General features: G+C 69.8%; 30 protein-coding genes. 29 read left to right on the top strand and 1 reads right to left on the bottom strand.

Annotation, left to right across the window (positions count from 1 at the left end; genetic code table 11):
• Positions 1-51 precede the first annotated feature (51 nt).
• The gene (locus LWC35_RS06490) at positions 52-3,954 is read left to right on the top strand and encodes a DNA-directed RNA polymerase subunit beta' (RefSeq protein WP_232868971.1); all 3,903 of its coding nucleotides are present in this window, start codon (positions 52-54) and stop codon (positions 3,952-3,954) included.
• A 626-nt stretch (positions 3,955-4,580) separates the two neighbouring features.
• Here the strand turns inward: LWC35_RS06490 and LWC35_RS06485 are convergent.
• Positions 4,581-6,914 (bottom strand): alpha/beta hydrolase fold domain-containing protein, encoded by a 2,334-nt coding sequence (locus tag LWC35_RS06485; RefSeq protein ID WP_232868970.1) that lies wholly within the window; start codon positions 6,912-6,914, stop codon positions 4,581-4,583.
• A gap of 511 nt (positions 6,915-7,425) precedes the next feature.
• On the opposite strand from LWC35_RS06485, the gene rpsL reads away from it, so the two are divergent.
• The 28 genes from rpsL (at position 7,426) to map (ending at position 24,681) form a co-directional block, all read left to right on the top strand.
• Positions 7,426-7,800, top strand: coding sequence for a 30S ribosomal protein S12 (gene rpsL / locus LWC35_RS06480; RefSeq protein ID WP_037046087.1), 375 nt, complete (start codon positions 7,426-7,428; stop codon positions 7,798-7,800).
• On the top strand, positions 7,800-8,270 hold the full coding sequence (rpsG, locus tag LWC35_RS06475) for a 30S ribosomal protein S7 (RefSeq protein WP_037046089.1): 471 nt from the start codon (positions 7,800-7,802) through the stop codon (positions 8,268-8,270). Before rpsL ends, rpsG begins: the two co-directional genes overlap by 1 nt.
• A 48-nt stretch (positions 8,271-8,318) precedes the next feature.
• Positions 8,319-10,418, top strand: a complete 2,100-nt coding sequence (gene fusA, locus LWC35_RS06470; RefSeq protein ID WP_232868969.1) for an elongation factor G — start codon at positions 8,319-8,321, stop codon at positions 10,416-10,418.
• A 129-nt stretch (positions 10,419-10,547) separates the two neighbouring features.
• Positions 10,548-11,741, top strand: coding sequence for an elongation factor Tu (gene tuf / locus LWC35_RS06465; protein WP_232868968.1), 1,194 nt, complete (start codon positions 10,548-10,550; stop codon positions 11,739-11,741).
• 430 nt (positions 11,742-12,171) lie between these two features.
• Positions 12,172-12,477 (top strand): 30S ribosomal protein S10, encoded by a 306-nt coding sequence (gene rpsJ / locus LWC35_RS06460; RefSeq protein WP_003938093.1) that lies wholly within the window; start codon positions 12,172-12,174, stop codon positions 12,475-12,477.
• A gap of 7 nt (positions 12,478-12,484) precedes the next feature.
• Positions 12,485-13,138, top strand: coding sequence for a 50S ribosomal protein L3 (gene rplC / locus LWC35_RS06455; RefSeq protein WP_232868967.1), 654 nt, complete (start codon positions 12,485-12,487; stop codon positions 13,136-13,138).
• Complete coding sequence (gene rplD / locus LWC35_RS06450) at positions 13,135-13,800, top strand: 50S ribosomal protein L4 (RefSeq protein ID WP_232868966.1); 666 nt, start codon at positions 13,135-13,137, stop codon at positions 13,798-13,800. The genes rplC and rplD overlap by 4 nt, the downstream gene beginning before the upstream one ends.
• Positions 13,797-14,096 carry a 50S ribosomal protein L23 gene (rplW, locus tag LWC35_RS06445; RefSeq protein ID WP_232868965.1) on the top strand — a complete coding sequence of 100 codons (300 nt, stop codon included), beginning with the start codon at positions 13,797-13,799 and terminating at the stop codon, positions 14,094-14,096. Before rplD ends, rplW begins: the two co-directional genes overlap by 4 nt.
• 16 nt (positions 14,097-14,112) lie before the next feature.
• Positions 14,113-14,946 (top strand): 50S ribosomal protein L2, encoded by an 834-nt coding sequence (gene rplB / locus LWC35_RS06440; protein ID WP_232868964.1) that lies wholly within the window; start codon positions 14,113-14,115, stop codon positions 14,944-14,946.
• A 15-nt stretch (positions 14,947-14,961) separates the two neighbouring features.
• Complete coding sequence (gene rpsS, locus LWC35_RS06435; protein ID WP_020622935.1) at positions 14,962-15,243, top strand: 30S ribosomal protein S19; 282 nt, start codon at positions 14,962-14,964, stop codon at positions 15,241-15,243.
• A gap of 37 nt (positions 15,244-15,280) precedes the next feature.
• Complete coding sequence (gene rplV / locus LWC35_RS06430) at positions 15,281-15,697, top strand: 50S ribosomal protein L22 (RefSeq protein WP_232868963.1); 417 nt, start codon at positions 15,281-15,283, stop codon at positions 15,695-15,697.
• On the top strand, positions 15,697-16,521 hold the full coding sequence (rpsC, locus tag LWC35_RS06425) for a 30S ribosomal protein S3 (protein WP_232868962.1): 825 nt from the start codon (positions 15,697-15,699) through the stop codon (positions 16,519-16,521). Before rplV ends, rpsC begins: the two co-directional genes overlap by 1 nt.
• A gap of 3 nt (positions 16,522-16,524) precedes the next feature.
• Positions 16,525-16,944, top strand: a complete 420-nt coding sequence (gene rplP, locus LWC35_RS06420; protein WP_037046105.1) for a 50S ribosomal protein L16 — start codon at positions 16,525-16,527, stop codon at positions 16,942-16,944.
• Positions 16,944-17,180 (top strand): 50S ribosomal protein L29, encoded by a 237-nt coding sequence (gene rpmC / locus LWC35_RS06415; protein WP_037046106.1) that lies wholly within the window; start codon positions 16,944-16,946, stop codon positions 17,178-17,180. Before rplP ends, rpmC begins: the two co-directional genes overlap by 1 nt.
• Positions 17,177-17,449: a 30S ribosomal protein S17 gene (gene rpsQ / locus LWC35_RS06410; RefSeq protein ID WP_269803701.1), complete on the top strand. Its 273-nt coding sequence runs from the start codon at positions 17,177-17,179 to the stop codon at positions 17,447-17,449. The genes rpmC and rpsQ overlap by 4 nt, the downstream gene beginning before the upstream one ends.
• A complete protein-coding gene (rplN, locus tag LWC35_RS06405; protein ID WP_232868961.1) occupies positions 17,446-17,814 on the top strand; it encodes a 50S ribosomal protein L14 in 369 nt (122 codons plus the stop codon). Before rpsQ ends, rplN begins: the two co-directional genes overlap by 4 nt.
• Positions 17,815-17,817: 3 nt before the next feature.
• Positions 17,818-18,147 carry a 50S ribosomal protein L24 gene (gene rplX / locus LWC35_RS06400; protein ID WP_232868960.1) on the top strand — a complete coding sequence of 110 codons (330 nt, stop codon included), beginning with the start codon at positions 17,818-17,820 and terminating at the stop codon, positions 18,145-18,147.
• Entirely contained in the window at positions 18,147-18,710 is a 564-nt protein-coding gene (gene rplE, locus LWC35_RS06395) for a 50S ribosomal protein L5 (RefSeq protein ID WP_232868959.1), read from the top strand. Before rplX ends, rplE begins: the two co-directional genes overlap by 1 nt.
• A gap of 3 nt (positions 18,711-18,713) precedes the next feature.
• The gene (locus tag LWC35_RS06390) at positions 18,714-18,899 is read left to right on the top strand and encodes a type Z 30S ribosomal protein S14 (protein WP_037046117.1); all 186 of its coding nucleotides are present in this window, start codon (positions 18,714-18,716) and stop codon (positions 18,897-18,899) included.
• A 93-nt stretch (positions 18,900-18,992) separates the two neighbouring features.
• The gene (rpsH, locus tag LWC35_RS06385) at positions 18,993-19,391 is read left to right on the top strand and encodes a 30S ribosomal protein S8 (protein ID WP_232868958.1); all 399 of its coding nucleotides are present in this window, start codon (positions 18,993-18,995) and stop codon (positions 19,389-19,391) included.
• A gap of 15 nt (positions 19,392-19,406) precedes the next feature.
• The gene (gene rplF, locus LWC35_RS06380; RefSeq protein ID WP_232868957.1) at positions 19,407-19,946 is read left to right on the top strand and encodes a 50S ribosomal protein L6; all 540 of its coding nucleotides are present in this window, start codon (positions 19,407-19,409) and stop codon (positions 19,944-19,946) included.
• 3 nt (positions 19,947-19,949) lie between these two features.
• The gene (gene rplR / locus LWC35_RS06375; RefSeq protein ID WP_232868956.1) at positions 19,950-20,354 is read left to right on the top strand and encodes a 50S ribosomal protein L18; all 405 of its coding nucleotides are present in this window, start codon (positions 19,950-19,952) and stop codon (positions 20,352-20,354) included.
• Between the two features lie 31 nt (positions 20,355-20,385).
• On the top strand, positions 20,386-21,006 hold the full coding sequence (gene rpsE, locus LWC35_RS06370) for a 30S ribosomal protein S5 (protein WP_232868955.1): 621 nt from the start codon (positions 20,386-20,388) through the stop codon (positions 21,004-21,006).
• The gene (gene rpmD / locus LWC35_RS06365; protein WP_232868954.1) at positions 21,006-21,209 is read left to right on the top strand and encodes a 50S ribosomal protein L30; all 204 of its coding nucleotides are present in this window, start codon (positions 21,006-21,008) and stop codon (positions 21,207-21,209) included. The genes rpsE and rpmD overlap by 1 nt, the downstream gene beginning before the upstream one ends.
• On the top strand, positions 21,209-21,658 hold the full coding sequence (gene rplO, locus LWC35_RS06360; RefSeq protein WP_232868953.1) for a 50S ribosomal protein L15: 450 nt from the start codon (positions 21,209-21,211) through the stop codon (positions 21,656-21,658). Before rpmD ends, rplO begins: the two co-directional genes overlap by 1 nt.
• A 160-nt stretch (positions 21,659-21,818) precedes the next feature.
• Positions 21,819-23,129: a preprotein translocase subunit SecY gene (gene secY / locus LWC35_RS06355; RefSeq protein ID WP_232868952.1), complete on the top strand. Its 1,311-nt coding sequence runs from the start codon at positions 21,819-21,821 to the stop codon at positions 23,127-23,129.
• 153 nt (positions 23,130-23,282) lie between these two features.
• Positions 23,283-23,834, top strand: a complete 552-nt coding sequence (locus LWC35_RS06350; protein WP_232868951.1) for an adenylate kinase — start codon at positions 23,283-23,285, stop codon at positions 23,832-23,834.
• A gap of 22 nt (positions 23,835-23,856) precedes the next feature.
• Positions 23,857-24,681 (top strand): type I methionyl aminopeptidase, encoded by an 825-nt coding sequence (gene map / locus LWC35_RS06345; RefSeq protein WP_232868950.1) that lies wholly within the window; start codon positions 23,857-23,859, stop codon positions 24,679-24,681.
• Positions 24,682-24,791: the final 110 nt, after the last annotated feature.

Raw genomic sequence — 24,791 nt, 5'->3', positions numbered from 1 at the left:
CAACCCCCCCAACTGCAGCGCTAGTGCACTAACGACGATTGAGGACACATCTTGCTCGACGTCAACTTCTTCGACGAGCTGCGCATCGGCCTGGCCACCGCCGAGGACATCCGCCAGTGGTCGCACGGTGAGGTCAAGAAGCCGGAGACCATCAACTACCGCACCCTCAAGCCCGAGAAGGACGGCCTCTTCTGCGAGAAGATCTTCGGGCCGACCCGGGACTGGGAGTGCTACTGCGGCAAGTACAAGCGCGTCCGGTTCAAGGGCATCATCTGCGAGCGCTGCGGCGTGGAGGTCACCCGCGCCAAGGTGCGGCGTGAGCGCATGGGCCACATCGAGCTGGCCGCCCCCGTCACGCACATCTGGTACTTCAAGGGTGTGCCGAGCCGGCTGGGCTACCTGCTCGACCTGGCGCCGAAGGATCTCGAGAAGATCATCTACTTCGCCGCCTACGTGATCACGTCGGTCAACAGCGAACTGCGCCACCAGGACCTGTCCACGCTCGAGAACGAGATGAGCGTGGAGCGCAAGCGGGTCGAGCAGCGCCGCGACGGCGACCTCGAGGCCCGGGCCCAGAAGCTCGAGGCCGACCTCGCCGAGCTCGAGGCCGAGGGCGCCAAGAGCGACGTCCGCCGGAAGGTCAAGGAGGGTGGCGAGCGCGAGATGCGCCAGCTCCGTGACCGCGCCCAGCGCGAGCTGGACCGGCTCGACGAGATCTGGACGACCTTCGCCAAGCTGGACACCCAGCAGCTGATCCCGGACGAGGGGCTCTACCGCGAGCTCTACGACCGGTACGGCGACTACTTCACCGGCGCCATGGGTGCCGAGGCGATCCAGAAGCTGCTGGAGAACTTCGACATCGAGGCCGAGGCCGAGAAGCTGCGCGAGATCATCCGCAGCGGCAAGGGGCAGAAGAAGCTCCGCGCCCTCAAGCGCCTCAAGGTCGTCGCCGCCTTCCAGTCCACCGGCAACTCGCCGATGGGCATGGTGCTCGACTGCGTCCCGGTCATCCCGCCGGACCTGCGCCCGATGGTGCAGCTCGACGGTGGCCGCTTCGCCACGAGCGACCTGAACGACCTGTACCGCCGGGTCATCAACCGGAACAACCGCCTCAAGCGACTGATCGACCTCGGCGCGCCCGAGATCATCGTCAACAACGAGAAGCGGATGCTGCAGGAGGCCGTCGACGCGCTGTTCGACAACGGCCGCCGCGGCCGTCCGGTCACGGGCCCGGGCAACCGGCCGCTCAAGTCGCTGTCCGACCTGCTCAAGGGCAAGCAGGGCCGGTTCCGCCAGAACCTGCTCGGCAAGCGCGTCGACTACTCCGGCCGTTCGGTCATCGTCGTCGGCCCCCAGCTGAAGCTGCACCAGTGCGGTCTGCCCAAGCAGATGGCGCTGGAGCTGTTCAAGCCGTTCGTGATGAAGCGCCTGGTCGACCTGAACCACGCGCAGAACATCAAGTCCGCCAAGCGGATGGTCGAGCGCGGCCGCTCGCAGGTGTGGGACGTGCTCGAGGAGGTCATCTCCGAGCACCCCGTGCTGCTCAACCGCGCGCCGACGCTGCACCGCCTCGGCATCCAGGCCTTCGAGCCGCAGCTGGTGGAGGGCAAGGCCATCCAGCTGCACCCGCTGGTCTGCGAGGCGTTCAACGCGGACTTCGACGGCGACCAGATGGCGGTCCACCTGCCGCTGTCGGCCGAGGCCCAGGCCGAGGCCCGGGTGCTGATGCTCTCGAGCAACAACATCCTCTCGCCGGCGTCGGGCCGCCCGCTCGCCATGCCGCGTCTGGACATGGTCACGGGTCTGTTCCACCTGACCCGCGAGCGCCCGGACGCCCCGGGTGCGGGCCAGTCGTTCAGCTCCGAGGCCGAGGCCGTCATGGCCTACGACCGCAAGACGCTGCACCTGCAGGCCCCGATCAAGATCCGGCTGCCCGGCGTCACGCCGACTCCGGGCACCGTGCTCGAGGAGGGGGACGTCTGGCGCGCCGAGACGACCCTCGGCCGGGTCATGTTCAACGAGCTGCTGCCGGCGGACTACCCGTTCGTCAACGAGCCGCTGCCGAAGAAGCGTCAGGCCGCGATCATCAACGACCTGGCCGAGCGCTACTCGATGACCGAGGTCGCGCAGGTGCTCGACCGCCTCAAGGACGCCGGCTTCTACTGGGCCACCCGGTCCGGTGTCACGCTGGCGATCGACGACGTCGTGGTCCCGCCGAACAAGCAGGAGATCCTCGACGGCTACGAGGCCAAGGCCGACCAGGTCAACAAGCGGTACCAGCGCGGTGCGCTCTCCCACCAGGAGCGCAACGACGAGATGGTCAAGATCTGGACCCAGGCGTCCGAAGAGGTCGCCAAGGCCATGGAGGACAACTTCCCCGAGGACAACCCGATCCCCACGATCGTGAAGTCCGGGGCGGCGGGCAACATGACGCAGGTCCGGCAGCTGGCCGGTATGCGTGGTCTGGTCGCCAACCCGAAGGGTGAGTACATCCCCCGCCCGATCAAGGCGAACTTCCGCGAGGGCCTGTCCGTGCTGGAGTACTTCATCTCCACGCACGGCACCCGGAAGGGTCTGGCGGACACCGCGCTGCGGACCGCCGACTCGGGCTACCTGACCCGTCGTCTGGTCGACGTCTCGCAGGACGTCATCGTCCGCGAGGTCGACTGCGGCACCTCCCGCGCGGTCACCATGCCGGTCACGGAGGAGACGGCCGACGGCCGCCTCATCCCGCACCGCTACATCCGCACGTCGGTGTACGCGCGGAGCTCGGCCGAGGAGGTCACGGACGCCGACGGCAACGTGATCGTGGCCAAGGGCGGCGACCTCGGCGACCCGGCGCTCGACGCGCTGGTCGCGGCGGGCGTCCGGCAGATCCGCGTGCGCAGCGCGCTGACCTGCGAGTCGGCCACCGGCATCTGCGCGACCTGCTACGGCCGCTCCATGGCGACCGGCAAGCTGGTCGACGTCGGCGAGGCGGTCGGCATCGTCGCGGCCCAGTCCATCGGTGAGCCGGGCACGCAGCTGACGATGCGTACCTTCCACCAGGGCGGTGTCGCGGGCGACGACATCACGACCGGTCTGCCGCGTGTCACGGAGCTCTTCGAGGCCCGTGTCCCGCGCGGCAAGGCGCCGATCGCGGACGTCGACGGCCGCATCCGCATCGAGGACGGCGACCGCTTCTGGAAGATCACCCTCATCCCGGACGACGGGGGCGAGGAGATCGTCTACGAGAAGCTGTCGAAGCGGCAGTGGCTCGCCATGACGGTGGCCGACGGCGAGGAGCGCCCGCTCCGCGACGGCGACCACGTCGAGGTCGGCCAGCTGCTCCTCGAGGGCACGGCGGACCCGCACGAGGTGCTGCGCGTCATGGGCCCGCGCGAGGTGCAGCTGCACCTGGTGCGTGAGGTGCAGAAGGTGTACCGCACGCAGAGCGTGGACATCCACGACAAGCACATCGAGGTGATCGTCCGGCAGATGCTCCGCCGGGTCACGATCATCGACTCGGGTGCCACCGAGTTCCTGCCCGGCGCGCTCGCCGAGCGGGGCGAGTTCGAGTCGGAGAACCGGCGCGTGGTCGCCGAGGGCAACGAGCCGGCCTCCGGCCGCCCGGTGCTCATGGGCATCACGAAGGCCTCGCTGGCGACGGAGTCGTGGCTGTCCGCGGCCTCGTTCCAGGAGACCACCCGGATCCTCACCGACGCCGCGATCAACGGGAAGCGCGACAAGCTCGTCGGGCTGAAGGAGAACGTGATCATCGGTAAGCTGATCCCCGCCGGAACGGGGATCGGCCGGTACCGCAACATCCAGGTGCAGCCCACGGAGGAGGCCCGCGCGGCCGCCTACGCGCTGCCGAGCTACGACGACGGCTACTACAGCCCCGACGTGTTCGGCACGGGCACCGGTGCCGCGGTTCCGCTGGACGACTACGACTTCGGTCGCGACTACCGCTAGTCGCCGCCGCGGTCAGCGACGGGGCCGGCGCCTTCGGGCGCCGGCCCCGTCGCCGTTCTCAGGGCCCGACCGACAGGCATGCCCACGGGTTCCGGGGTGTGCCGCCACCTTGCGGTGCACGAGGCCCGTGCGGGGTGCGCGACACCCGCCGAGGTGTCGGACGCCGCGTCGCACACCCGGTCGACGGCCTGTGCGAGTACCGCCGAGGGGGTGCCGACGGGGCCTCAGGGGTGTGCGGCGCTCCACGACGTGTGCGAGCAAACCAGGACCGGGTCGAGCCGGCGCAAGCTCCAGCCGGCACGGGTCGAGCCGGCACCCGGGTCGAACGAGCCCCGACCGGAACCAGCACCCGGCTGAGCAGCACGCGAGCGGACCGGGGCGGAGAACGACGCACCCCTCCTGCGGGCACCTGCCGGAGGGGTGCGAAGCGTTATGGAGCCATAACGTGCTCTGACGGCCGCTTCGGGCGCACTATGGAGCCATAACGCGTTCTAGCGGCGGCTTCGGGCGCGTTGTGGAGCCATAACGCGTTCTGACCGGCCGCTTCCGGCGCACTATGGAGCCATAACGCGTTCTGGCGGCCGCTTCGGGCGCGTTGTGGAGCCATGACGCGTTCTGGCGGTCGCTCAGGTCGTGACGTACTCGCCCTCGTCGAGGGCGGAGGTGCGGCGGCGGTACTCCAGCATGGTGCCGGGCCAGTTGTTGGTGATCCGGCCGGAGTCCGTGCGGTACCAGCTCACGCATTCCGTCCACACGCTGTCCGTGAGCCGTGACTGCATCTCGGTGTCGTAGGCCGTGGCGGCGTCGGGCCGCACCTCCAGCGAGCGCGTCCCGGTGGCGAGCCGCCGGATGCCCTCGCGGGCGTAGCGGATCTGGCACTCGAGCATGTGCACGATGGAGCCCGAACCGACGTTGGTGTTCGGGCCGTAGAGCAGGAACAGGTTGGGGAAGCCCGGCACGGTGATGCCCAGGTGCGCCCGCGCCCCCTCCCGCCACTCCGCGGACAGCTCGCGGCCCTCCCGGCCCACGACCTGCATCGGTGCCAGGAAGTCCTGGGTGCGGAAGCCCGTGCCGAAGATGATGACGTCCGCCCGGTGCAGCGTCCCGTCGGCGGCGACCACGCCCTCCTCGGTCACCTCCGAGATCTTCTCGGTGACGACGTCGACGTTCGGCCGGGCGAGCGCGCGGAACCAGTCCGAGGAGATCAGCACCCGCTTGCAGCCGACGGGGTAGTCGGGCGCGATGCGCTCCCGCAGCCCCGCGTCCGGGATCTGCAGGCGCAGCTGCGCGCGGTGCAGCAGGCCGAACGCCGACGCGAAGGGCCGGATCGCGGTGAAGCCGAGCGCGCCGAACTCGAAGAACCCGGCCCAGAAGGTGCGCGCGGTGCGGTGCCAGGCGCGAAACCGCAGGGAGAACGCCCGCGGGCCGTACGGGCGGTCCGGCTTGGGGATGACGTACGGCGCCGAGCGCTGGAAGACGGTGACCTGCTCGGCGTCGGGCGCGATCGCCGGCACGAACTGGATGGCGCTCGCCCCCGTCCCGACGACGGCGATCCGCTTGCCCTTCAGGTCGACCGTGTCGTCCCAGCGCGCGGAGTGGAACACCGGGCCCGGGAACCGCTCGACGCCGGGCAGGTCGGGCGTCGCGGGGTGCGAGAGCTGCCCGCACGCCGCGACGAGGGCCTCGGCCTCCAGGTCGCCGCCGCTGGTCCGGATCCGCCAGACGGCGGCGTCGTCGTCCCAGGTGGCGCCGGTGACCTCGGTGCAGAGCCTGATGTCCCGCTCCAGGTCGTGGTCCGCCGCGACGGTGCGCAGGTAGCGCAGGATGTCCGGCTGCGGAGCGAAGCGGCGGCTCCAGTCGCCGGGGGCGAAGGAGTACGAGTACAGGTTCGACGGGACGTCGCAGGCCGCCCCCGGGTAGGTGTTGTCCCGCCAGACCCCGCCGACCTGCGGCGCCTTCTCGAGGACGGTGACGTCGGCGAGGTCGTCCTCGCGCAGTGCGACGCCCATCCCGATCCCGCCGAACCCGGCGCCGACGACCGCGACCCGCACCCGCCGCTCCGCCTGGTCGTGGCGGATCGCCGCCCCGAGCTCGCGCAGGTCGGCGTGCGCCCGGCCGAGCAGCCCGGCCTCGAGCACGTGGTCGTGCCACATGCCCTCGGCGCGGGTGTAGGTGACCGCGCCGCCGGCCGCGCGCACCCGCTCGACCAGCCGGTCCGCGTCGCCCACCAGGACCTCGTCCGCTCCGGCGACGACGTGCAGCGGCGGCAGGCCGGACAGGTCGGCCTCCAGCGGCCGCAGCTCCGGGTCGACGGCCTCGCCACCGCGCAGGTACGACCGCTTGCCCGCGCGCAGCAGGCCGGGCCCCAGCATCGCGTCCCGCCCGGTGTTGCGGGCGATGGCCGGGTCGGTGAGGTCGAGGTCGAGCCAGGGCGAGATCAGCCCGACGCTCCCGGGCAGCGGGAGGCCGGCCGCGCGCAGCCGCAGCAGCAGTGCCACGGCCAGTCCGCCGCCCGCGGAATCTCCGGCGAGGGCGATGCGTTGAGGGGAGTATCCGGCGTCGAGGAGTGCCCGGAACGCGCGCTCGGCGTCGTCGAGCCCCGCGGGGTACGGGTGTTCGGGCGCCAGCCGGTAGTCCAGCAGGTGCACGGTCCCGCCGGTCGCCTCGGCCAGCCACGCCCCGAGCGAACGGTGCGAGGCGGGGGAGCCGACCACGTAGCCGCCGCCGTGCAGGAAGAGCACGGGGCGGTCGTCGCGGCTGCCGGGGACCGACACGCGGACCGACGGCCGGCCGCCGAGCGACGAGGAGGTGGAGCGGGTGCCACGGGGGACGGGGAGCAGTCGGCCCTGGAGGTCGACGAGCGCCCGTGAGACCGGGGTCGGCAGCCGGGGCGAGAGTGCGGGGGCCACGAGCAACCGGGTGGCGGCCCGGACGGCGGCGCACGGCAGTGTGAGGCGCATGATCGAACCGTAGGGCCGCGTCACGGGCCCGCGGAGCGGGGCGACCGGGGCAACGGCGGCCCGCGCGGGCCAGGCCGGTGACCGGGCGTCCGCAGGTCGTCGACGTGCGACGAGCGCGAGTCGATCTGCGACGAGCGGGTGAGCCTGCTTGCATCGCGGGTCCCGCTGGGGCAGCCTCCCAGGCGACGCGAGAGTGGCCCGGAGATGGCCGGCGGAAGGCCCGCAGGCCCCGCCACTGCCCTGGGCGGACCCGTTTTGACCCTCGTCAGACCGGCCGCGTACCCTTGGGACTTGCGCGCGATCACGCGTGCCCTCGTCCGTCCTGGACACCTCCGCGGAGTTCCCCGACTCCGGGGCGGTCGCGCCGGGCGCGACACGCCCGACCTCGCGGTCCGGCGGGCCGGGGTGGAAGCGGCCCGTGACCACGATCGGGCGGCGCACGACCGCCCGCCCGGGCAGCCGCACGGGCGAGACACCTGAGCATCACGAGTAGGGAAGAAGCAGAGGGTTCATGCCCACGATCCAGCAGTTGGTCCGCAAGGGCCGCGAGGACAAGGTCGCGAAGACCAAGACCGCCGCGCTCAAGGGCTCGCCCCAGCGCCGCGGGGTCTGCACGCGCGTCTACACGACGACCCCGAAGAAGCCGAACTCCGCGCTGCGGAAGGTCGCGCGCGTCAAGCTGAGCAGCGGCATCGAGGTCACCGCGTACATCCCCGGCGAGGGTCACAACCTGCAGGAGCACAGCATCGTGCTCGTCCGCGGTGGCCGTGTGAAGGACCTGCCGGGTGTCCGGTACAAGGTCATCCGCGGGTCGCTGGACACCCAGGGTGTGAAGAACCGGAAGCAGTCCCGTAGCCGCTACGGCGCCAAGAAGGAGAAGAGCTGATGCCTCGCAAGGGCCCCGCCCCGAAGCGGCCGCTGGTCTCCGACCCGGTCTACAGCTCGCCGCTCGTGACGCAGTTGATCAACAAGGTGCTGAAGGACGGCAAGCGTTCGCTCGCCGAGCGGATCGTGTACGCCGCGCTCGAGGGCACCCGCGAGAAGACCGGCACCGACCCGGTCGTCACGCTGAAGCGCGCGCTGGACAACGTCAAGCCGGCCCTCGAGGTCCGCAGCCGCCGTGTCGGTGGCGCGACCTACCAGGTCCCGGTCGAGGTCCGCGCCGTCCGGCAGACCACCCTCGGCCTGCGCTGGCTGGTGAGCTACGCCGGGCAGCGCCGCGAGAAGACCATGGTCGAGCGCCTCATGAACGAGCTGCTCGACGCGAGCAACGGCCTCGGCGCCAGCGTGAAGCGGCGCGAGGACATGCACAAGATGGCGGAGTCCAACAAGGCCTTCGCCCACTACCGCTGGTGACGGGCCGACCGTCCGCGCCAACCTTTTCCCAGGGGAAGTGAGCTGAACGTGGCACGGGACGTGCTGACGGACCTGACGAAGGTCCGCAACATCGGCATCATGGCGCACATCGACGCCGGCAAGACCACCACCACCGAGCGGATCCTGTACTACACCGGGATCAACTACAAGATCGGTGAGGTCCACGACGGCGCCGCCACGATGGACTGGATGGAGGAGGAGCAGAAGCGCGGCATCACGATCACGTCCGCCGCGACGACCTGCTTCTGGAAAGACCACCAGATCAACATCATCGACACGCCCGGCCACGTCGACTTCACCGTCGAGGTGGAGCGCTCGCTGCGCGTGCTCGACGGCGCGGTCGCGGTCTTCGACGGCAAGGAGGGGGTCGAGCCGCAGTCCGAGCAGGTCTGGCGGCAGGCCACCAAGTACGACGTCCCCCGCATCTGCTTCGTCAACAAGATGGACAAGCTGGGCGCGGACTTCTACTTCACCGTCGGCACCATCAAGGACCGGCTCGCGGCCACGCCCCTGCCGCTCCAGCTGCCGATCGGCTCGGAGAGCGACTTCATCGGCGTCGTCGACCTGGTCGAGATGCGCGCGCTGACCTGGCGCGGTGACGTCCAGAAGGGCGAGGACTACACCGTCGAGGAGATCCCGGCCGACCTGGTCGAGAAGGCGGAGGAGTACCGCACCGCCCTCCTCGAGGCGGTCGCCGAGACCGACGACGAGCTCATGGAGCTCTACCTCGGCGGCGAGGAGCTCACCGTCGAGCAGATCAAGGCCGGCGTCCGGCAGATCGTGAAGGACCGCTCCGCCTACCCGGTGCTGTGCGGCTCCGCGTTCAAGAACAAGGGCGTCCAGCCCATGCTCGACGCGGTGATCGACTACCTGCCGTCGCCGTACGACGTGCCGCCGGTCGAGGGCACGCTGCCGGACGGGGAGACCCCCGCCAGCCGCAAGCCCTCGAAGGAGGAGCCCTTCTCGGCGCTCGCCTTCAAGATCGCCGCGCACCCGTTCTTCGGCAAGCTGACCTACGTCCGGGTGTACTCGGGCCGGGTCGCCGCGGGCTCCCAGGTCATCAACTCGACCAAGGACCGCAAGGAGCGCATCGGGAAGCTCTTCCAGATGCACGCCAACAAGGAGAACCCGGTCGACGAGGCCCTGGCCGGCCACATCTACGCGGTCATCGGCCTCAAGGACACGACCACCGGCGACACGCTCAGCGACCCGCAGGCGCCGATCGTGCTCGAGTCGATGACGTTCCCGGACCCGGTCATCCAGGTCGCGGTCGAGCCGAAGACCAAGGCGGACCAGGAGAAGCTCTCCACGGCGATCCAGAAGCTCGCCGAGGAGGACCCGACCTTCCAGGTCTCGCTGGACGACGAGACCGGGCAGACGATCATCGCCGGCATGGGCGAGCTCCACCTCGAGGTGCTCGTCAACCGGATGAAGAGCGACTTCAAGGTCGAGGCGAACATCGGTAAGCCCCAGGTGGCCTACCGGGAGACGATCCGCAAGACCGTCGACAAGTACGAGTACACGCACAAGAAGCAGACCGGTGGGTCGGGGCAGTTCGCCCGGGTCATCATCAAGCTCGAGCCGCTCGACACGGCCGACGGTGCGCTGTACGAGTTCGAGAACAAGGTCACCGGTGGTCGCGTGCCGCGGGAGTACATCCCGTCCGTCGACGCCGGCGCGCAGGACGCCATGCAGTACGGCGTGCTCGCGGGCTACCCCCTCACGGGGATCAAGCTGACCCTGCTCGACGGCCAGTACCACGAGGTCGACTCGTCCGAGATGGCGTTCAAGGTCGCCGGCTCGATGGCCCTCAAGGAGGCCGCGCGCCAGGCGTCGCCCGCCATCCTCGAGCCGATGATGGCGGTCGAGGTCACCACGCCCGAGGACTACATGGGCGACGTGATCGGCGACCTCAACTCCCGCCGCGGCCAGATCCAGGCCATGGAGGAGCGGGCGGGCGCCCGCGTCGTCAAGGCGCTGGTCCCGCTCTCGGAGATGTTCGGCTACGTCGGCGACCTGCGGTCGCGGACCCAGGGCCGGGCCAACTACACGATGGTCTTCGACTCGTACGCGGAGGTCCCGACCAACGTGGCGAAGGAGATCATCGCGAAGGCGACCGGCGAGTAGTCCGGGCCCCTCGCGAGGCGCGGTCCGCGGGCGGGTAGGGTCACCCGCCTGTTCGCGGCCCGCACCTCGAACCCCCAAGACCTGCCGTCAGCACGGCGGAGACAAGAACAAGTCCAGGAGGACACTGCAGTGGCGAAGGCGAAGTTCGAGCGGACCAAGCCGCACGTCAACATCGGCACCATCGGTCACATCGACCACGGCAAGACCACGCTGACGGCGGCCATCACCAAGGTTCTGCACGACAAGTACCCGGACCTCAACGAGGCCTCGGCGTTCGAGAACATCGACAAGGCGCCCGAGGAGCGCCAGCGCGGTATCACCATCTCCATCGCGCACGTCGAGTACCAGACCGAGAAGCGGCACTACGCGCACGTGGACTGCCCCGGTCACGCCGACTACATCAAGAACATGATCACCGGTGCGGCGCAGATGGACGGCGCCATCCTGGTGGTCGCCGCGACGGACGGCCCGATGCCGCAGACGCGTGAGCACGTGCTGCTCGCCCGCCAGGTCGGCGTGCCCTACATCGTGGTCGCGCTGAACAAGGCCGACATGGTCGACGACGAGGAGATCCTCGAGCTCGTCGAGCTCGAGGTCCGCGAGCTCCTGTCCTCGCAGGAGTACCCGGGCGACGACCTCCCGATCGTCCGCGTCTCGGCGCTCAAGGCCCTCGAGGGCGACGCCGAGTGGGGCGCCAAGCTCCTCGAACTGATGGACGCCGTCGACGAGGCGATCCCGGAGCCGGAGCGCGACACCGACAAGCCGTTCCTGATGCCGGTCGAGGACGTCTTCACGATCACCGGTCGCGGCACGGTCGTCACCGGCCGTATCGAGCGCGGCATCGTGAAGGTCAACGAGACCGTCGAGATCGTCGGCATCCGCGAGAAGTCGACCTCGACCACCGTCACCGGTGTCGAGATGTTCCGCAAGATCCTCGACGAGGGTCGCGCGGGCGAGAACGTCGGCCTCCTGCTCCGCGGCATCAAGCGCGAGGACGTCGAGCGCGGCCAGGTCGTCGTGAAGCCGGGCTCGATCACCCCGCACACCGAGTTCGAGGGCCAGGTCTACATCCTGGGCAAGGACGAGGGCGGCCGCCACACGCCGTTCTTCAACAACTACCGTCCGCAGTTCTACTTCCGGACGACGGACGTGACCGGCGTGGTGACCCTTCCGCAGGGCACCGAGATGGTCATGCCGGGTGACAACACCACCATGAGCGTTCAGCTGATCCAGCCGATCGCCATGGAGGAGGGCCTGCAGTTCGCCATCCGCGAGGGTGGTCGGACCGTCGGCGCCGGCCAGGTCACCAAGATCAACAAGTAAGACCGTTCCGCGGCCCGTGTCCCCTCGTGGGGCACGGGCCGCACCCCGGTTGAGGGGCCCACTTTGCGGTGTGGCATCCTTGACGGGTTGCGCGCGAAGGGCGGGCGCACGGAAGTCGGATCTCTCCGATACTCCGTGAGTCGTCCGAGGCGCCGACCCCGGATTGAAGCGACCCCCCCTGGGGGAAGCGGTGACCCGGGGACCGGTATGCGAGCAGTAGGGCGACACGCCCGACCTCGTGGACCGGAGCCCAGAGGGTGAGACCTGAACAGAGCGCGGACGCCCGGTCCGCATCGGATGCCCGAGTCGGCCGAGACTCGCGCGCGTCGGTGCCGGTGGTGCGACGTAGTACTGGTCGGGGCTCCCCTCGGGGTGGGACACCCGGAGACACCGTGAAGCAGCGGCAGGAAGAAGAGGACGACCCACGACCATGGCGGGACAGAAGATCCGCATCAGGCTCAAGGCCTACGACCACGAGGCAATCGACGCGTCTGCTCGCAAGATCGTGGAGACGGTGACGCGTACCGGTGCTCGTGTCGTCGGTCCTGTGCCGCTGCCGACCGAGAAGAACGTGTACTGCGTCATCCGCTCGCCGCACAAGTACAAGGACTCGCGCGAGCACTTCGAGATGCGCACGCACAAGCGGCTGATCGACATCCTCGACCCGACGCCGAAGACGGTCGACGCGCTCATGCGCATCGACCTGCCGGCCAGCGTCGACGTCAACATCCAGTAGGGCACCGATGAGCGACAGGCAGATCACCGGGATCCTGGGGCGCAAGCTCGGGATGACCCAGGTATTCGACGAGAACAACCGCGTGGTTCCGGTCACCGTGGTCCAGGCCGGGCCGAACGTCGTGACCCAGATCCGCTCGCAGGAGAAGGACGGGTACGAGGCGGTCCAGCTCGCCTTCGGTGCCATCGACCCGCGCAAGGTCAACAAGCCCGAGACCGGGCACTTCGCCAAGGCCGGCGTGACCCCTCGCCGCTACTCCGTCGAGCTGCGCACCACGGACGCCGCGACGTACGAGCTCGGCCAGGAGATCACCGCCGAGGCCTTCGAGACCGGCTCGATCGTCGACGTGGTCGGCACGACCAAGGGCAAGGGCACCGCGGGTGTCATGAAGCGGCACGGCTTCGCCGGTCTGGGCGCCTCGCACGGTACCCAGCGCAAGCACCGCTCCCCGGGCTCCATCGGTGGCTGCGCCACCCCGGGCCGCGTGTTCAAGGGCCTGCGCATGGCCGGCCGCATGGGCGTCGCCCGTCAGACCACGCAGAACCTGAAGATCCACCGCGTCGACGCCGAGCGCGGCCTGCTGCTGATCAAGGGCGCCGTCCCCGGGCCCCGCGGCGGCCTCGTCGTGGTGAAGAGCGCCGCGAAGGGTGGTGCGAAGTGAGCACCGTCGACGTCAAGGACGCCGCGGGCACCAAGGCCGGCAGCGTCGAGCTCCCGGCCCACGTCTTCGACGTGACCGCGAACGTGCCGCTGATGCACCAGGTCGTCGTGGCCCAGCAGGCCGCGGCCCGCCAGGGCACGCACGACACGAAGACCCGCGGCGAGGTCCGTGGTGGCGGCAAGAAGCCGTACCGCCAGAAGGGCACCGGCCGCGCCCGCCAGGGCTCGACCCGCGCGCCGCAGTTCGCCGGCGGTGGCACGGTCCACGGCCCGACGCCGCGCGACTACAGCCAGCGGACCCCGAAGAAGATGAAGGCCGCCGCCCTGCGCGGCGCGCTGTCGGACCGGGCCCGCGCCGGCCTCGTCCACGTCGTCTCCGGGCTCGTCGACGGGGACACCCCCTCGACGAAGTCCGCCCGCCAGGCCATCGAGGCCGTCGCCGGCGCCGACACCCGCGTGCTCGCGGTGGTCGACCGGGACGACACGGTGAACCTGCTGAGCCTGCGCAACCTGCCGCAGGTGCACCTCATCGCGCCCGACCAGCTGAACACCTACGACGTGCTGGTCAACGACGCGGTCGTGTTCACGCAGGCCTCGCTCGACGCGTTCCTCGCCGGCCCCATCGCCGTCAAGACGAAGCGTGCCGAGGAGGCTGCGAAGTGATCCCCGACCCGCGCGACATCCTGCTCGCGCCGGTGGTGTCCGAGAAGAGCTACTCGCTGCTCGACGAGAAGCAGTACACCTTCCTGGTCCACCCCGACGCGAACAAGACCCAGATCAAGATCGCCGTGGAGCAGGTGTTCGGGGTCAAGGTGACCAGCGTCAACACGCTGAACCGCCCCGGGAAGCGCAAGCGCTCCCGCACCGGCTACGGCAAGCGCAAGGACACCAAGCGCGCGATCGTCACGCTCTCGGCCGAGAGCAAGGACATCGACGTCTTCGGTGCCCGGGCGAGCTGAGGGAGCGAGCTGACCCATGGGTATCCGTAAGTACAAGCCGACGACTCCCGGCCGCCGCGGTTCCAGCGTCTCCGACTTCGCGGAGATCACCCGGTCCACGCCGGAGAAGTCGCTGATCCGTCCATTGCACAGCAAGGGCGGCCGGAACGCGCACGGCAAGATCACCACCCGCCACCAGGGCGGCGGCCACAAGCGTGCGTACCGCCTGATCGACTTCCGGCGGAACGACAAGGACGGCATCCCGGCCAAGGTCGCGCACATCGAGTACGACCCCAACCGGACGTCCCGCATCGCGCTGCTGCACTACGCCGACGGCGAGAAGCGCTACATCCTCGCGCCGGCACGGCTCAAGCAGGGCGACAAGGTCGAGGCCGGCCCGAAGGCCGACATCAAGGTCGGCAACAACCTGCCGCTGCGCAACATCCCGACCGGCACCGTGGTGCACGCGATCGAGCTCCGCCCCGGCGGCGGCGCGAAGATCGCGCGCTCGGCCGGCTCGAGCGTGCAGCTGGTGGCGAAGGACGGTCCGTACGCGCAGCTGCGCATGCCGTCCGGCGAGATCCGCAACGTCGACGTGCGCTGCCGCGCCACCGTCGGCGAGGTGGGCAACGCCGAGCACTCCAACATCAACTGGGGCAAGGCCGGCCGTATGCGGTGGAAGGGCAAGCGCCCGACCGTCCGTGGTGTCGCCATGAACCCGGTCGACCACCCGCACGGTGGTGGTGAGGGCAAGACCTCGGGTGGCCGCCACCCGGTCAACCCCGCGGGCAAGCCCGAGGGCCGCACCCGCCGCACCAAGCCGTCCGACAAGTTGATCGTCCGCCGGCGCCGTACCGGCAAGAAGCGCTGAGCAGGGAGGTAAGAGATGCCGCGCAGCCTGAAGAAGGGCCCCTTCGTGGACGACCACCTGCTCAAGAAGGTGGACGCCCTCAACGAGTCCGGCAAGAAGACCGTCATCCGCACGTGGAGCCGACGGTCCACCATCATCCCGGACATGATCGGCCACACGATCGCGGTGCACGACGGCCGCAAGCACGTGCCGGTCTTCGTGTCCGACTCGATGGTCGGCCACAAGCTGGGGGAGTTCGCTCCCACCCGCACGTTCCGTGGCCACATCAAGGACGACCGCAAGGCGCGCAGGCGCTGAGGCGGACCGAGTAGCGACAAAGGAGAGGTGGGAGTAGATGGCTGACGCAGCCAGCACCGCCGACGCCGCGCTCGAGCCCGCTCGAGCGCTGGCGAAGGCCCGGTTCGTGCGCATGTCGCCGACCAAGTGCCGTCGTGTCGTGGACCTGGTCCGCGGCCTGCCGGTGAACGAGGCCCTGGCGATCCTGCGGTACTCGCCGCAGGCCGCCGCCGAGCCGGTGGCGAAGGTCGTGGCGAGCGCCGCGGCCAACGCCGAGAACAACTTCGACATGGACCCGGAGACCCTCGTGGTCGCCGTCGCCATGGTCGACGAGGGGCCGACGCTCAAGCGCATCCGGCCGCGGGCCCAGGGCCGCGCATACCGGATCCGCAAGCGGACGAGCCACATCACCATCGAGGTCGAGTCCGCGCCCGCGAAGGCCGGCCGTCGTGGTGCGAAGGGGAGGGCCCGCTGATGGGGCAGAAGATCAACCCGCACGGCTTCCGCCTGGGCATCACCACGGACTGGAAGTCGCGCTGGTACGCCGACAAGCAGTACGCGGAGTACGTGAAGGAGGATGTCGAGATCCGCCGCATGCTCTCGAAGGGCATGGAGCGGGCCGGCATCTCCAAGGTCGAGATCGAGCGGACCCGGGACCGCGTGCGGGTGGACATCCACACCGCCCGTCCGGGCATCGTGATCGGCCGCCGTGGCGCCGAGGCGGACCGCATCCGCGGCAACCTCGAGAAGCTGACCAAGAAGCAGGTCCAGCTCAACATCCTCGAGGTCAAGAACTCCGAGTCGGACGCGCAGCTCGTGGCGCAGGGCGTCGCCGAGCAGCTGTCCAACCGCGTGGCCTTCCGCCGCGCGATGCGCAAGGCCATCCAGTCGGCCATGCGCTCGCCGCAGGTGAAGGGCATCCGGGTGCAGTGCTCCGGCCGCCTCGGCGGCGCGGAGATGTCGCGCTCGGAGTTCTACCGCGAGGGTCGCGTCCCGCTGCACACGCTGCGCGCGGACATCGACTACGGCCTGTTCGAGGCCCGGACGACCTTCGGCCGCATCGGCGTGAAGGTCTGGATCTACAAGGGCGACGTCGTCGGCGGCCGCCGGGAGAACGCCCCCGCCGCCGAGGCGCCGGGCCGCGGCCCGCGCCGCGAGCGTCCGGCCCGCCGTCGTTCCGGTGCCTCGGGCACGACCGCGACCAGCACCGACGCCGGGCGTGCCGCCGCCGAGCAGTCGGGTGGCACGGCCACCGCGACCGCCGAGGCGCCGGCGCCGAGCAGCAACGGGGAGAACTGAGTCATGCTGATCCCCCGCAAGGTGAAGCACCGCAAGCAGCACCGTCCGCACCGGACGGGGATGTCGACCGGTGGCACCCGGGTCACGTTCGGCGAGTTCGGGATCCAGGCGCTGGAGCCCGCCTACGTCACCAACCGCCAGATCGAGTCGGCGCGTATCGCGATCAACCGGCACATCAAGCGTGGTGGCAAGGTCTGGATCAACGTCTTCCCGGACCGTCCGCTGACCAAGAAGCCCGCCGAGACCCGCATGGGTTCCGGCAAGGGCTCCCCCGAGAAGTGGGTGACGAACGTGAAGCCCGGCCGGGTGCTCTTCGAGATGAGCTACCCGAACGAGGCTCTCGCGCGGGAGGCCCTGCGCCGCGCCATCCACAAGCTGCCCATGAAGTGCCGGATCGTGACCCGTGAGGGTGGTGACATCTGATGGCGGCCACCACTGCTGCCGAGCTGCGTGAGCTGACCGACGAGGAGCTCGTGCTGCGGGTCAAGGAGGCCAAGGAGGAGCTGTTCAACCTCCGCTTCCAGATGGCGACCGGGCAGCTGGACAACAACCGGCGGCTGCGTACCGTCCGGCACGACATCGCGCGGATCTACACGGTCATGCGCGAGCGCGAGCTGGGCCTCTCGGCCGCCCCGAGCGACAACGAGGGCGCGGCATGAGCGAGAGCACGCAGAGCACGCGCGGGGAGCGGAAGGTCCGTGAGGGCCTGGTCGTGTCCGACAAGATGGACAAGACGATCGTGGTCACCCTCGAGGACCGCGTGAAGCACCCGCTGTACGGCAAGGTCATCCGGCGGACCAGCAAGGTCAAGGCGCACGACGAGGCCAACACGGCCGGCGTCGGCGACCGCGTCCGGCTGATGGAGACCCGGCCGCTGTCCGCCACCAAGCGGTGGCGGCTGGTCGAGATCCTGGAGAAGGCGAAGTGATCCAGCAGGAGTCGCGGCTGCGCGTCGCCGACAACACCGGTGCCAAGGAGATCCTGTGCATCCGGGTGCTGGGCGGTTCGGCGCGGCGCTACGCGGGGATCGGCGACACCATCGTCGCCACCGTCAAGGAGGCCATCCCCGCGGCCGGCGTGAAGCGCGGTGACGTCGTCAAGGCGGTCGTCGTGCGCACGGTCAAGGAGAAGCGCCGCCCGGACGGCAGCTACATCCGGTTCGACGAGAACGCCGCCGTCCTGATCAAGGACAACGGCGAGCCGCGGGGGACCCGCATCTTCGGCCCGGTCGGTCGCGAGCTCCGCGACCGCCGGTTCATGAAGATCATCTCCCTCGCTCCGGAGGTGCTGTAGGACATGAAGGTCAAGAAGGGCGACACGGTTCTCGTCATCGCCGGCAAGGACAAGGGCGCGAAGGGCAAGGTCATCCAGGCCTACCCGGAGCGTGACCGGGTCCTCGTCGAGGGCGTGAACCGCATCAAGAAGCACACGCGGGTGAGCCAGAACCAGCGGGGCGCGCAGTCCGGCGGGATCGTCACCCAGGAGGCGCCCATCCACGTCTCGAACGTGATGGTCGTCGACTCCGACGGCAAGCCGACCCGCGTCGGCAAGAAGCTGGTCGAGGCCGAGGACGGCGGCAAGGCCCGTCGGGTCCGGATCTCCCGCAAGTCCGGGAAGGAGATCTGATGACCACCGCGGAGAAGGCCAACCCGCGCCTCAAGCAGCGCTACGTCGACGAGATCAAGGGCGAGCTGCAGAAGCAGTTCTCCTACGGCAACGTCATGCAGATCCCCGGCGTCGTGAAGGTCGTCGTGAACATGGGCGTCGGCGACGCCGCCCGTGACTCGAAGCTGATCGACGGCGCGGTCCGCGACCTGGCCACCATCACCGGCCAGAAGCCGCAGGTCCGCCGGGCCACCAAGTCCATCGCGCAGTTCAAGCTGCGCGAGGGCATGCCGATCGGCGCGAAGGTCACCCTGCGCAACGACCGGATGTGGGAGTTCCTGGACCGGCTGCTGACGATCGCGCTGCCGCGTATCCGCGACTTCCGCGGCCTCTCGCCGAACCAGTTCGACGGGCGGGGCAACTACACGTTCGGTCTCACGGAGCAGTCCATGTTCCACGAGATCGACCCGGACTCGATCGACCGGCCGCGTGGCATGGACATCACCGTCGTGACCACCGCGACCACGGACGAGGAAGGCCGGGCGCTCCTGCGCCAGCTCGGCTTCCCCTTCAAGGAGAACTGAGAGATGGCGAAGAAGGCGCTTCGCATCAAGGCGGAGAAGACCCCCAAGTTCAAGGTCCGCGGCTACACCCGCTGCCAGAAGTGCGGGCGTCCGCGCGCGGTCCTGCGCAAGTTCGGCCTCTGCCGCGTGTGCGTCCGCGAGATGGCGCACGCAGGCGAGCTGCCGGGCGTCAGCAAGAGCAGCTGGTAAAGACTCCAGCTGTCGTTTCGTTCGCCGCAGGCCCCCCACAGTGCCCGAGCACCGGGCCAGGGGGGAACCACGGCGGGAAAGAGACACCACACCATGACGATGACCGATCCGATCGCAGACATGCTCACGCGTCTGCGGAACGCGAACTCGGCCTATCACGACCAGGTCGTGATGCCGCACTCCAAGCTGAAGGTCGCCATTGCGGAGATCCTGCAGAAGGAGGGCTACATCGCGAGCCACCACACCGAGGACGCCGAGGTCGGCAAGTCCCTGGTTGTCGAGCTGAAGTACGGGCGCAACCGTGAGCGGAGCATCGCCGGTCTGCGCCGGGTCTCGAAGCCGGGCCTGCGGGTCTACGCGAAGTCGACCAACCTGCCGCGCGTCCTCGGCGGCCTGGGCATCGCGGTCATCTCGACCAGCCAGGGCCTCCTGACGGACAAGCAGGCCTACCGGAGCGGCGTGGGCGGGGAAGTCCTCGCCTACGTCTGGTGAGAAGGGAGTAGAGCGATGTCCCGCATCGGGAAGCTGCCGATCACCGTTCCGTCCGGCGTCGACGTGACCATCGAGGGCCGCACGGTCACCGTCAAGGGCCCGAAGGGCACCCTGTCGCACACCGTCATCGCGCCGATCACCGTCGAGCGCGGTGACGACGGCGAGGTCCTGGTCAAGCGACCGGACGACGAGCGGAAGACCAAGGCCTACCACGGCCTGTCGCGGACCCTGGTGAGCAACCTCGTCGAGGGCGTCACCAAGGGCTACGAGAAGAAGCTCGAGATCGTCGGCGTCGGTTACCGCGTCGCGCTCAAGGGCTCGAACCTGGAGTTCGCCCTCGGGTTCAGCCACCCCGTCGTCGTCCAGCCGCCGGAGGGCATCACCTTCGCCGTCGAGACGCCCACCAGGTTCTCGGTGAGCGGCATCGACAAGCAGCTGGTCGGCGAGACCGCGGCGAACATCCGCAAGATCCGCAAGCCGGAGCCCTACAAGGGCAAGGGCGTGCGGTACGCCGGCGAGAACGTCCGCCGCAAGGTCGGGAAGACGGGTAAGTAAGCCATGGCCGACACGATTTCTGCGAACGCCAAGAAGCGCACCGCGTCGCGGGTGTCCGCCACCCGCCGCAAGGGGCTGACCCGCCGGCACGCCCGGCTGCGCAAGAAGATCAGCGGGACGCCGGCGCGTCCGCGGCTGGCCGTCAAGCGCTCCTCGCGCCACGTGCACGTGCAGCTGATCGACGACGTCGCGGGCCACACGCTGGCCGCCGCCTCGTCGCTCGACGCCGACGTGCGCTCGCTCGAGGGCGACAAGAAGGCCAAGGCCGCCAAGGTCGGCGCGCTCATCGCCGACCGGGCCAAGGCCGCCGGTGTCGAGGCCGTCGTCTTCGACCACGGTGGCTTCGGCTACCACGGGCGGATCGCGGCGCTGGCCGACGCCGCCCGCGAGGGAGGCCTGAACTTCTGATGGACACCAACATGATGGAAGGGACCGTCTGATGCCGGGACGTACGCGGCGCGAAGGCGGTGGCCCGGGCGGTAACGACCGCCGGGACCGCCGCGACGGTGGCCGTGGCGGGGCGGCCCAGGACAAGACCCCGTACATCGAGCGGCTCGTCACGATCAACCGTGTGGCCAAGGTCGTGAAGGGTGGTCGTCGCTTCAGCTTCACCGCCCTCATGATCGTCGGCGACGGCGACGGCCTGGTCGGCGTGGGCTACGGCAAGGCCAAGGAGGTGCCGGCCGCGATCGCCAAGGGTGTCGAGGAGGCGAAGAAGAACTTCTTCCGCGTCCCCCGCATCGGCGGCACGATCGTGCACCGCGTCCAGGGTGAGGCGGCTGCGGGCGTGGTCCTGCTCCGCCCGGCCAGCCCCGGTACCGGTGTCATCGCCGGTGGCCCGGTGCGCGCCGTCCTGGAGTGCGCCGGCATCCACGACATCCTGTCGAAGTCGCTGGGCAGCGACAACGCGATCAACATCGTGCACGCCACGGTGGACGCGCTGAAGCAGATCCAGCGGCCCGAGGAGGTCGCGGCGCGCCGCGGCCTGCCGCTCGAGGACGTCGCGCCGGCGCAGATGCTGCGTGCCCGCGCCGAGGCCGCCCAGGCTGCGAGGGTCTGATGGCTGAGTCGACGAACGACGCGAAGAAGCTGATCGTCACGCAGGTGCGCTCCGCCATCGGCGGGCAGCGCAACCAGCGTGAGTCCCTGAAGGCGCTCGGCCTGCGCAAGATCCGCCAGTCCCAGGAGTGGCCGGACACGCGGCAGGTCCGCGGCCTGATCAACACCGTGCGTCACCTCGTGACGGTGGAGGAGGTGTCCTGATGAGCGAGACGATCAAGGTTCACCACCTGCGCCCGGCTCCCGGGGCCAAGACCGCCAAGACCCGCGTGGGTCGTGGTGAGGGCTCGAAGGGCAAGACCGCCGGTCGCGGTACCAAGGGCACCAAGGCCCGCAAGACCGTGTCCCCGGCCTTCGAGGGCGGGCAGATGCCTCTGCACATGCGGCTGCCCAAGCTCAAGGGCTTCAAGAACCGGTTCCGGACCGAGTACCAGGTCGTGAACGTCGGCGACCTGGCGACCCTGTTCCCGCAGGGCGGCGAGATCGGCCCGGCCGAGCTCGCCGAGGCCGGTGCGGTCCGCAAGGGCCAGCCGGTGAAGGTCCTCGGCAACGGGGACCTGGACGGTGTCACGCTCACCGTCAGCGCCCACGCCTTCTCCGGCTCCGCCAAGGAGAAGATCGCGGCCGCGGGTGGCACCGCCACCGAGCTCTGACCTGTCCACGACAGGGCTTCACCCGGCGACGCCGTCCGAGCGGCCCGTCCCCGACGAGGGGCGGCCGAGCGGGCGGCGTCGTCGCTGTTAGAGTCGTCTTCCGCCCGAGTGCGTCGCGACGCGCGGACCGTGCGGGCAGCAGACCAGGAGGATCACCGAGGTGCTCAGCGCTTTCCGGGCGGCCCTCACGACCCCGGATCTCCGGAAGAAGATCCTCTTCACCCTCGGGGTCGTGGCCGTCTACCGGCTCGGGGCGAACATCCCGTCGCCCGGCGTGTCCTACGTGAACGTGCAGGAGTGCATCCGGCAGGTCGAGGGCAGCGACAACGCCGGTATCTACTCGCTCATCAACCTGTTCTCCGGCGGCGCGCTCCTGCAGCTGTCGATCCTGGCCCTCGGGATCATGCCGTACATCACGGCGTCGATCATCATCCAGCTGCTCACGGTGGTCATCCCGCGGTTCGAGGTGCTGAAGAAGGAGGGCCAGTCCGGGCAGAACAAGCTCACGCAGTACACCCGGTACCTCACGATCGCCCTGGCGATCCTGCAGGCCACCGGGATCGTGGCGCTGGCGGACCGCGGCGCGTTGCTCGGCAACTGCGACCGGCCGATCATCCCGAACTCCGACGTCTTCTCGCTGGCGATCATCGTCATCGTCATGACGGCGGGCACGTCGGTCGTCATGTGGCTGGGTGAGCAGGTCACGGAGAAGGGCATCGGCAACGGCATGTCGTTGCTGATCTTCGCCTCGATCGCGCACCGGATCCCCGCCGAGGGCAAGAACATCCTCGACAACGCCGGCCCGCTGGTCTTCGCGGGCGTCTGCGTGTTCGGCCTGGCCATCATCGTCAGCGTCGTGTTCGTCGAGCAGGGCCAGCGTCGGATCCCGGTGCAGTACGCCAAGCGGATGGTCGGGCGCCGGATGTACGGCGGCACCTCGACGTACCTGCCGCTGAAGGTGAACCAGGCCGGTGTCATCCCGGTGATCTTCGGCAGCTCGCTGCTGTACCTGCCCGACCTGGTCTCCCGGCTGCTCGGCAACACCAGCGGCGGCTTCCAGCAGTTCGTGCAGACCTACCTGGTCGACCAGTCCAACTGGCTGCACATCACCCTGTACGTCGCGCTCATCATCTTCTTCACGTACTTCTACGTCGGCATCACCTTCAACCCGGAGGAACGGGCCGACGAGATGAAGAAGTTCGGCGGGTTCATCCCGGGCATCCGGCCGGGCCGACCGACCGCCGAGTACCTGAACTTCGTGCTCAGCCGCATCACCCTGCCGGGATCGCTCTACCTGGGCATCATCGCCGTCCTGCCGAACTTCTTCCTCGGCGTCACCGGCGGCGGGCAGAACCAGAACTTCCCCTTCGGCGGCACCGCCGTACTGATCATGGTCGGGGTCGGGCTGGACACCGTGAAGCAGATCGAGAGCCAGCTGATGCAGCGGAACTACGAAGGCTTCCTGCGTTAGAGTCGGGGTAGAGGGCCTTGTTCGACGGGCCGTCGAAGATGCAGTATCGACGCCTCGGCGACCGGGCCCGGAGCCCGTCGGCCCGCCGGGGTCACCCCGTTCGCCGCCAGAGCAGGCGGCAGAGCAGAACACAGCAGGGAGGTCGGGTTCCAAGTGCGACTCGTTCTTGTCGGACCGCCGGGCGCGGGTAAGGGGACGCAGGCGGAGCGCCTGGCCCAGCAGCTGGACGTCCCCCACATCTCCACCGGGGACCTCTTCCGCGCGAACCTGAAGGACGAGACGCCGCTCGGCATCGAGGCGCGGTCGTACATGGACGCCGGCAACCTCGTGCCGGACTCGGTCACCGTCGCGATGGTGAAGGACCGCCTCGCGCACCCCGACGCGGCGAAGGGCTTCATCCTCGACGGCTTCCCGCGGACCGTCCCGCAGGCGGACGCGCTGGCCGAGATCCTGGCCGAGTACGGTGTCGACCTCGACGCCGTCGTCGAGTTCCAGGTGGACGACGAGGTCGTCGTGCAGCGGCTGCTCGGCCGCGGCCGGTCGGACGACAACGAAGAGGTCATCCGCAACCGGCAGCAGGTCTACCGGGACGAGACGGCGCCGCTGCTGCGGTACTACGCCGACAAGCTCGTCACGGTCGACGCGGTCGGCGAGGTCCCGGAGATCACGGACCGGGTGACCACCGCGCTCGAGGCACGTCAGTAGGACCCGGCGACAGGAGGCCCGCATGACCGGCAGGAAGGGCGGCGTGCGCGGCGCGATCGCACGGCTGAGGGGGCGCGACATCGAGCTCAAGAACCCCGCCGAGATCGAGGCCATGCGGGCGGCGGGAGCCGTGGTGGCCGCGGCGCTGGCGGCCGTCGCCGACCTGGCGAAGCCCGGGGTCTCCACCGCCGACCTCGACGCGCTGGCGGAGCAGGTCATCCGCGACGCCGGCGCCGTCCCTTCCTTCAAGGGCTACCACGGGTTCCCGGCGAGCATCTGCGCGTCGGTGAACGAGCAGATCGTCCACGGCATCCCGTCCTCCGCCCAGGTGCTGGGCGACGGGGACCTGGTCTCCGTGGACTGCGGCGCCATCCTCGACGGCTGGCACGGCGACTCCGCCGTCACGCTGGCCGTCGGGGAGGTGTCGCCCGCGGACCTCGCGCTGTCGAAGGCGTGCGAGGGCGCGATGTGGGCCGGGATCGAGGCCGTGCGGCCCGGGGCACGGCTCACCGACATCTCGTACGCGATCCAGGAGGCCTGCCGCGCGGCCGCGATGGCGGACCGGGCTGACTACGGGATCGTCGCCGAGTACGGCGGCCACGGCATCGGCACGTCGATGCACATGGACCCGTTCCTCCCCAATCACGGCGAGCCGGGGCACGGCCCGAAGCTGCGTGCCGGCATGGCCCTGGCGATCGAGCCGATGCTCACCGCCGGCGACCCGGAGACCCGCGAGCTCGAGGACGGCTGGACCGTCGTCACGGAGACGGGCGGGCGGGCCGTGCACTGGGAGCACACGGTCGCGGTCACCGAGGACGGGCACTCCGTCCTCACCCTCCCCGCCTGACCCCCTGTCCTCACCCTCCCCGCCTGACGGCGCCGCACCGGGCGGGCGGGGAACGGCCCGGTCGGGCAGGGTCTCCCTCTGATTCGGACGGGGCCTGCCGGCGCTCCGCT

Source organism: Pseudonocardia kujensis (assembly GCF_021283305.1).
Classification (GTDB): Bacteria; Actinomycetota; Actinomycetes; order Mycobacteriales; family Pseudonocardiaceae; genus Pseudonocardia; species Pseudonocardia kujensis.
The sequence above is the reverse complement of the archived record's forward strand: the minus strand, read 5'-3'. Positions and strand labels throughout refer to the sequence as shown.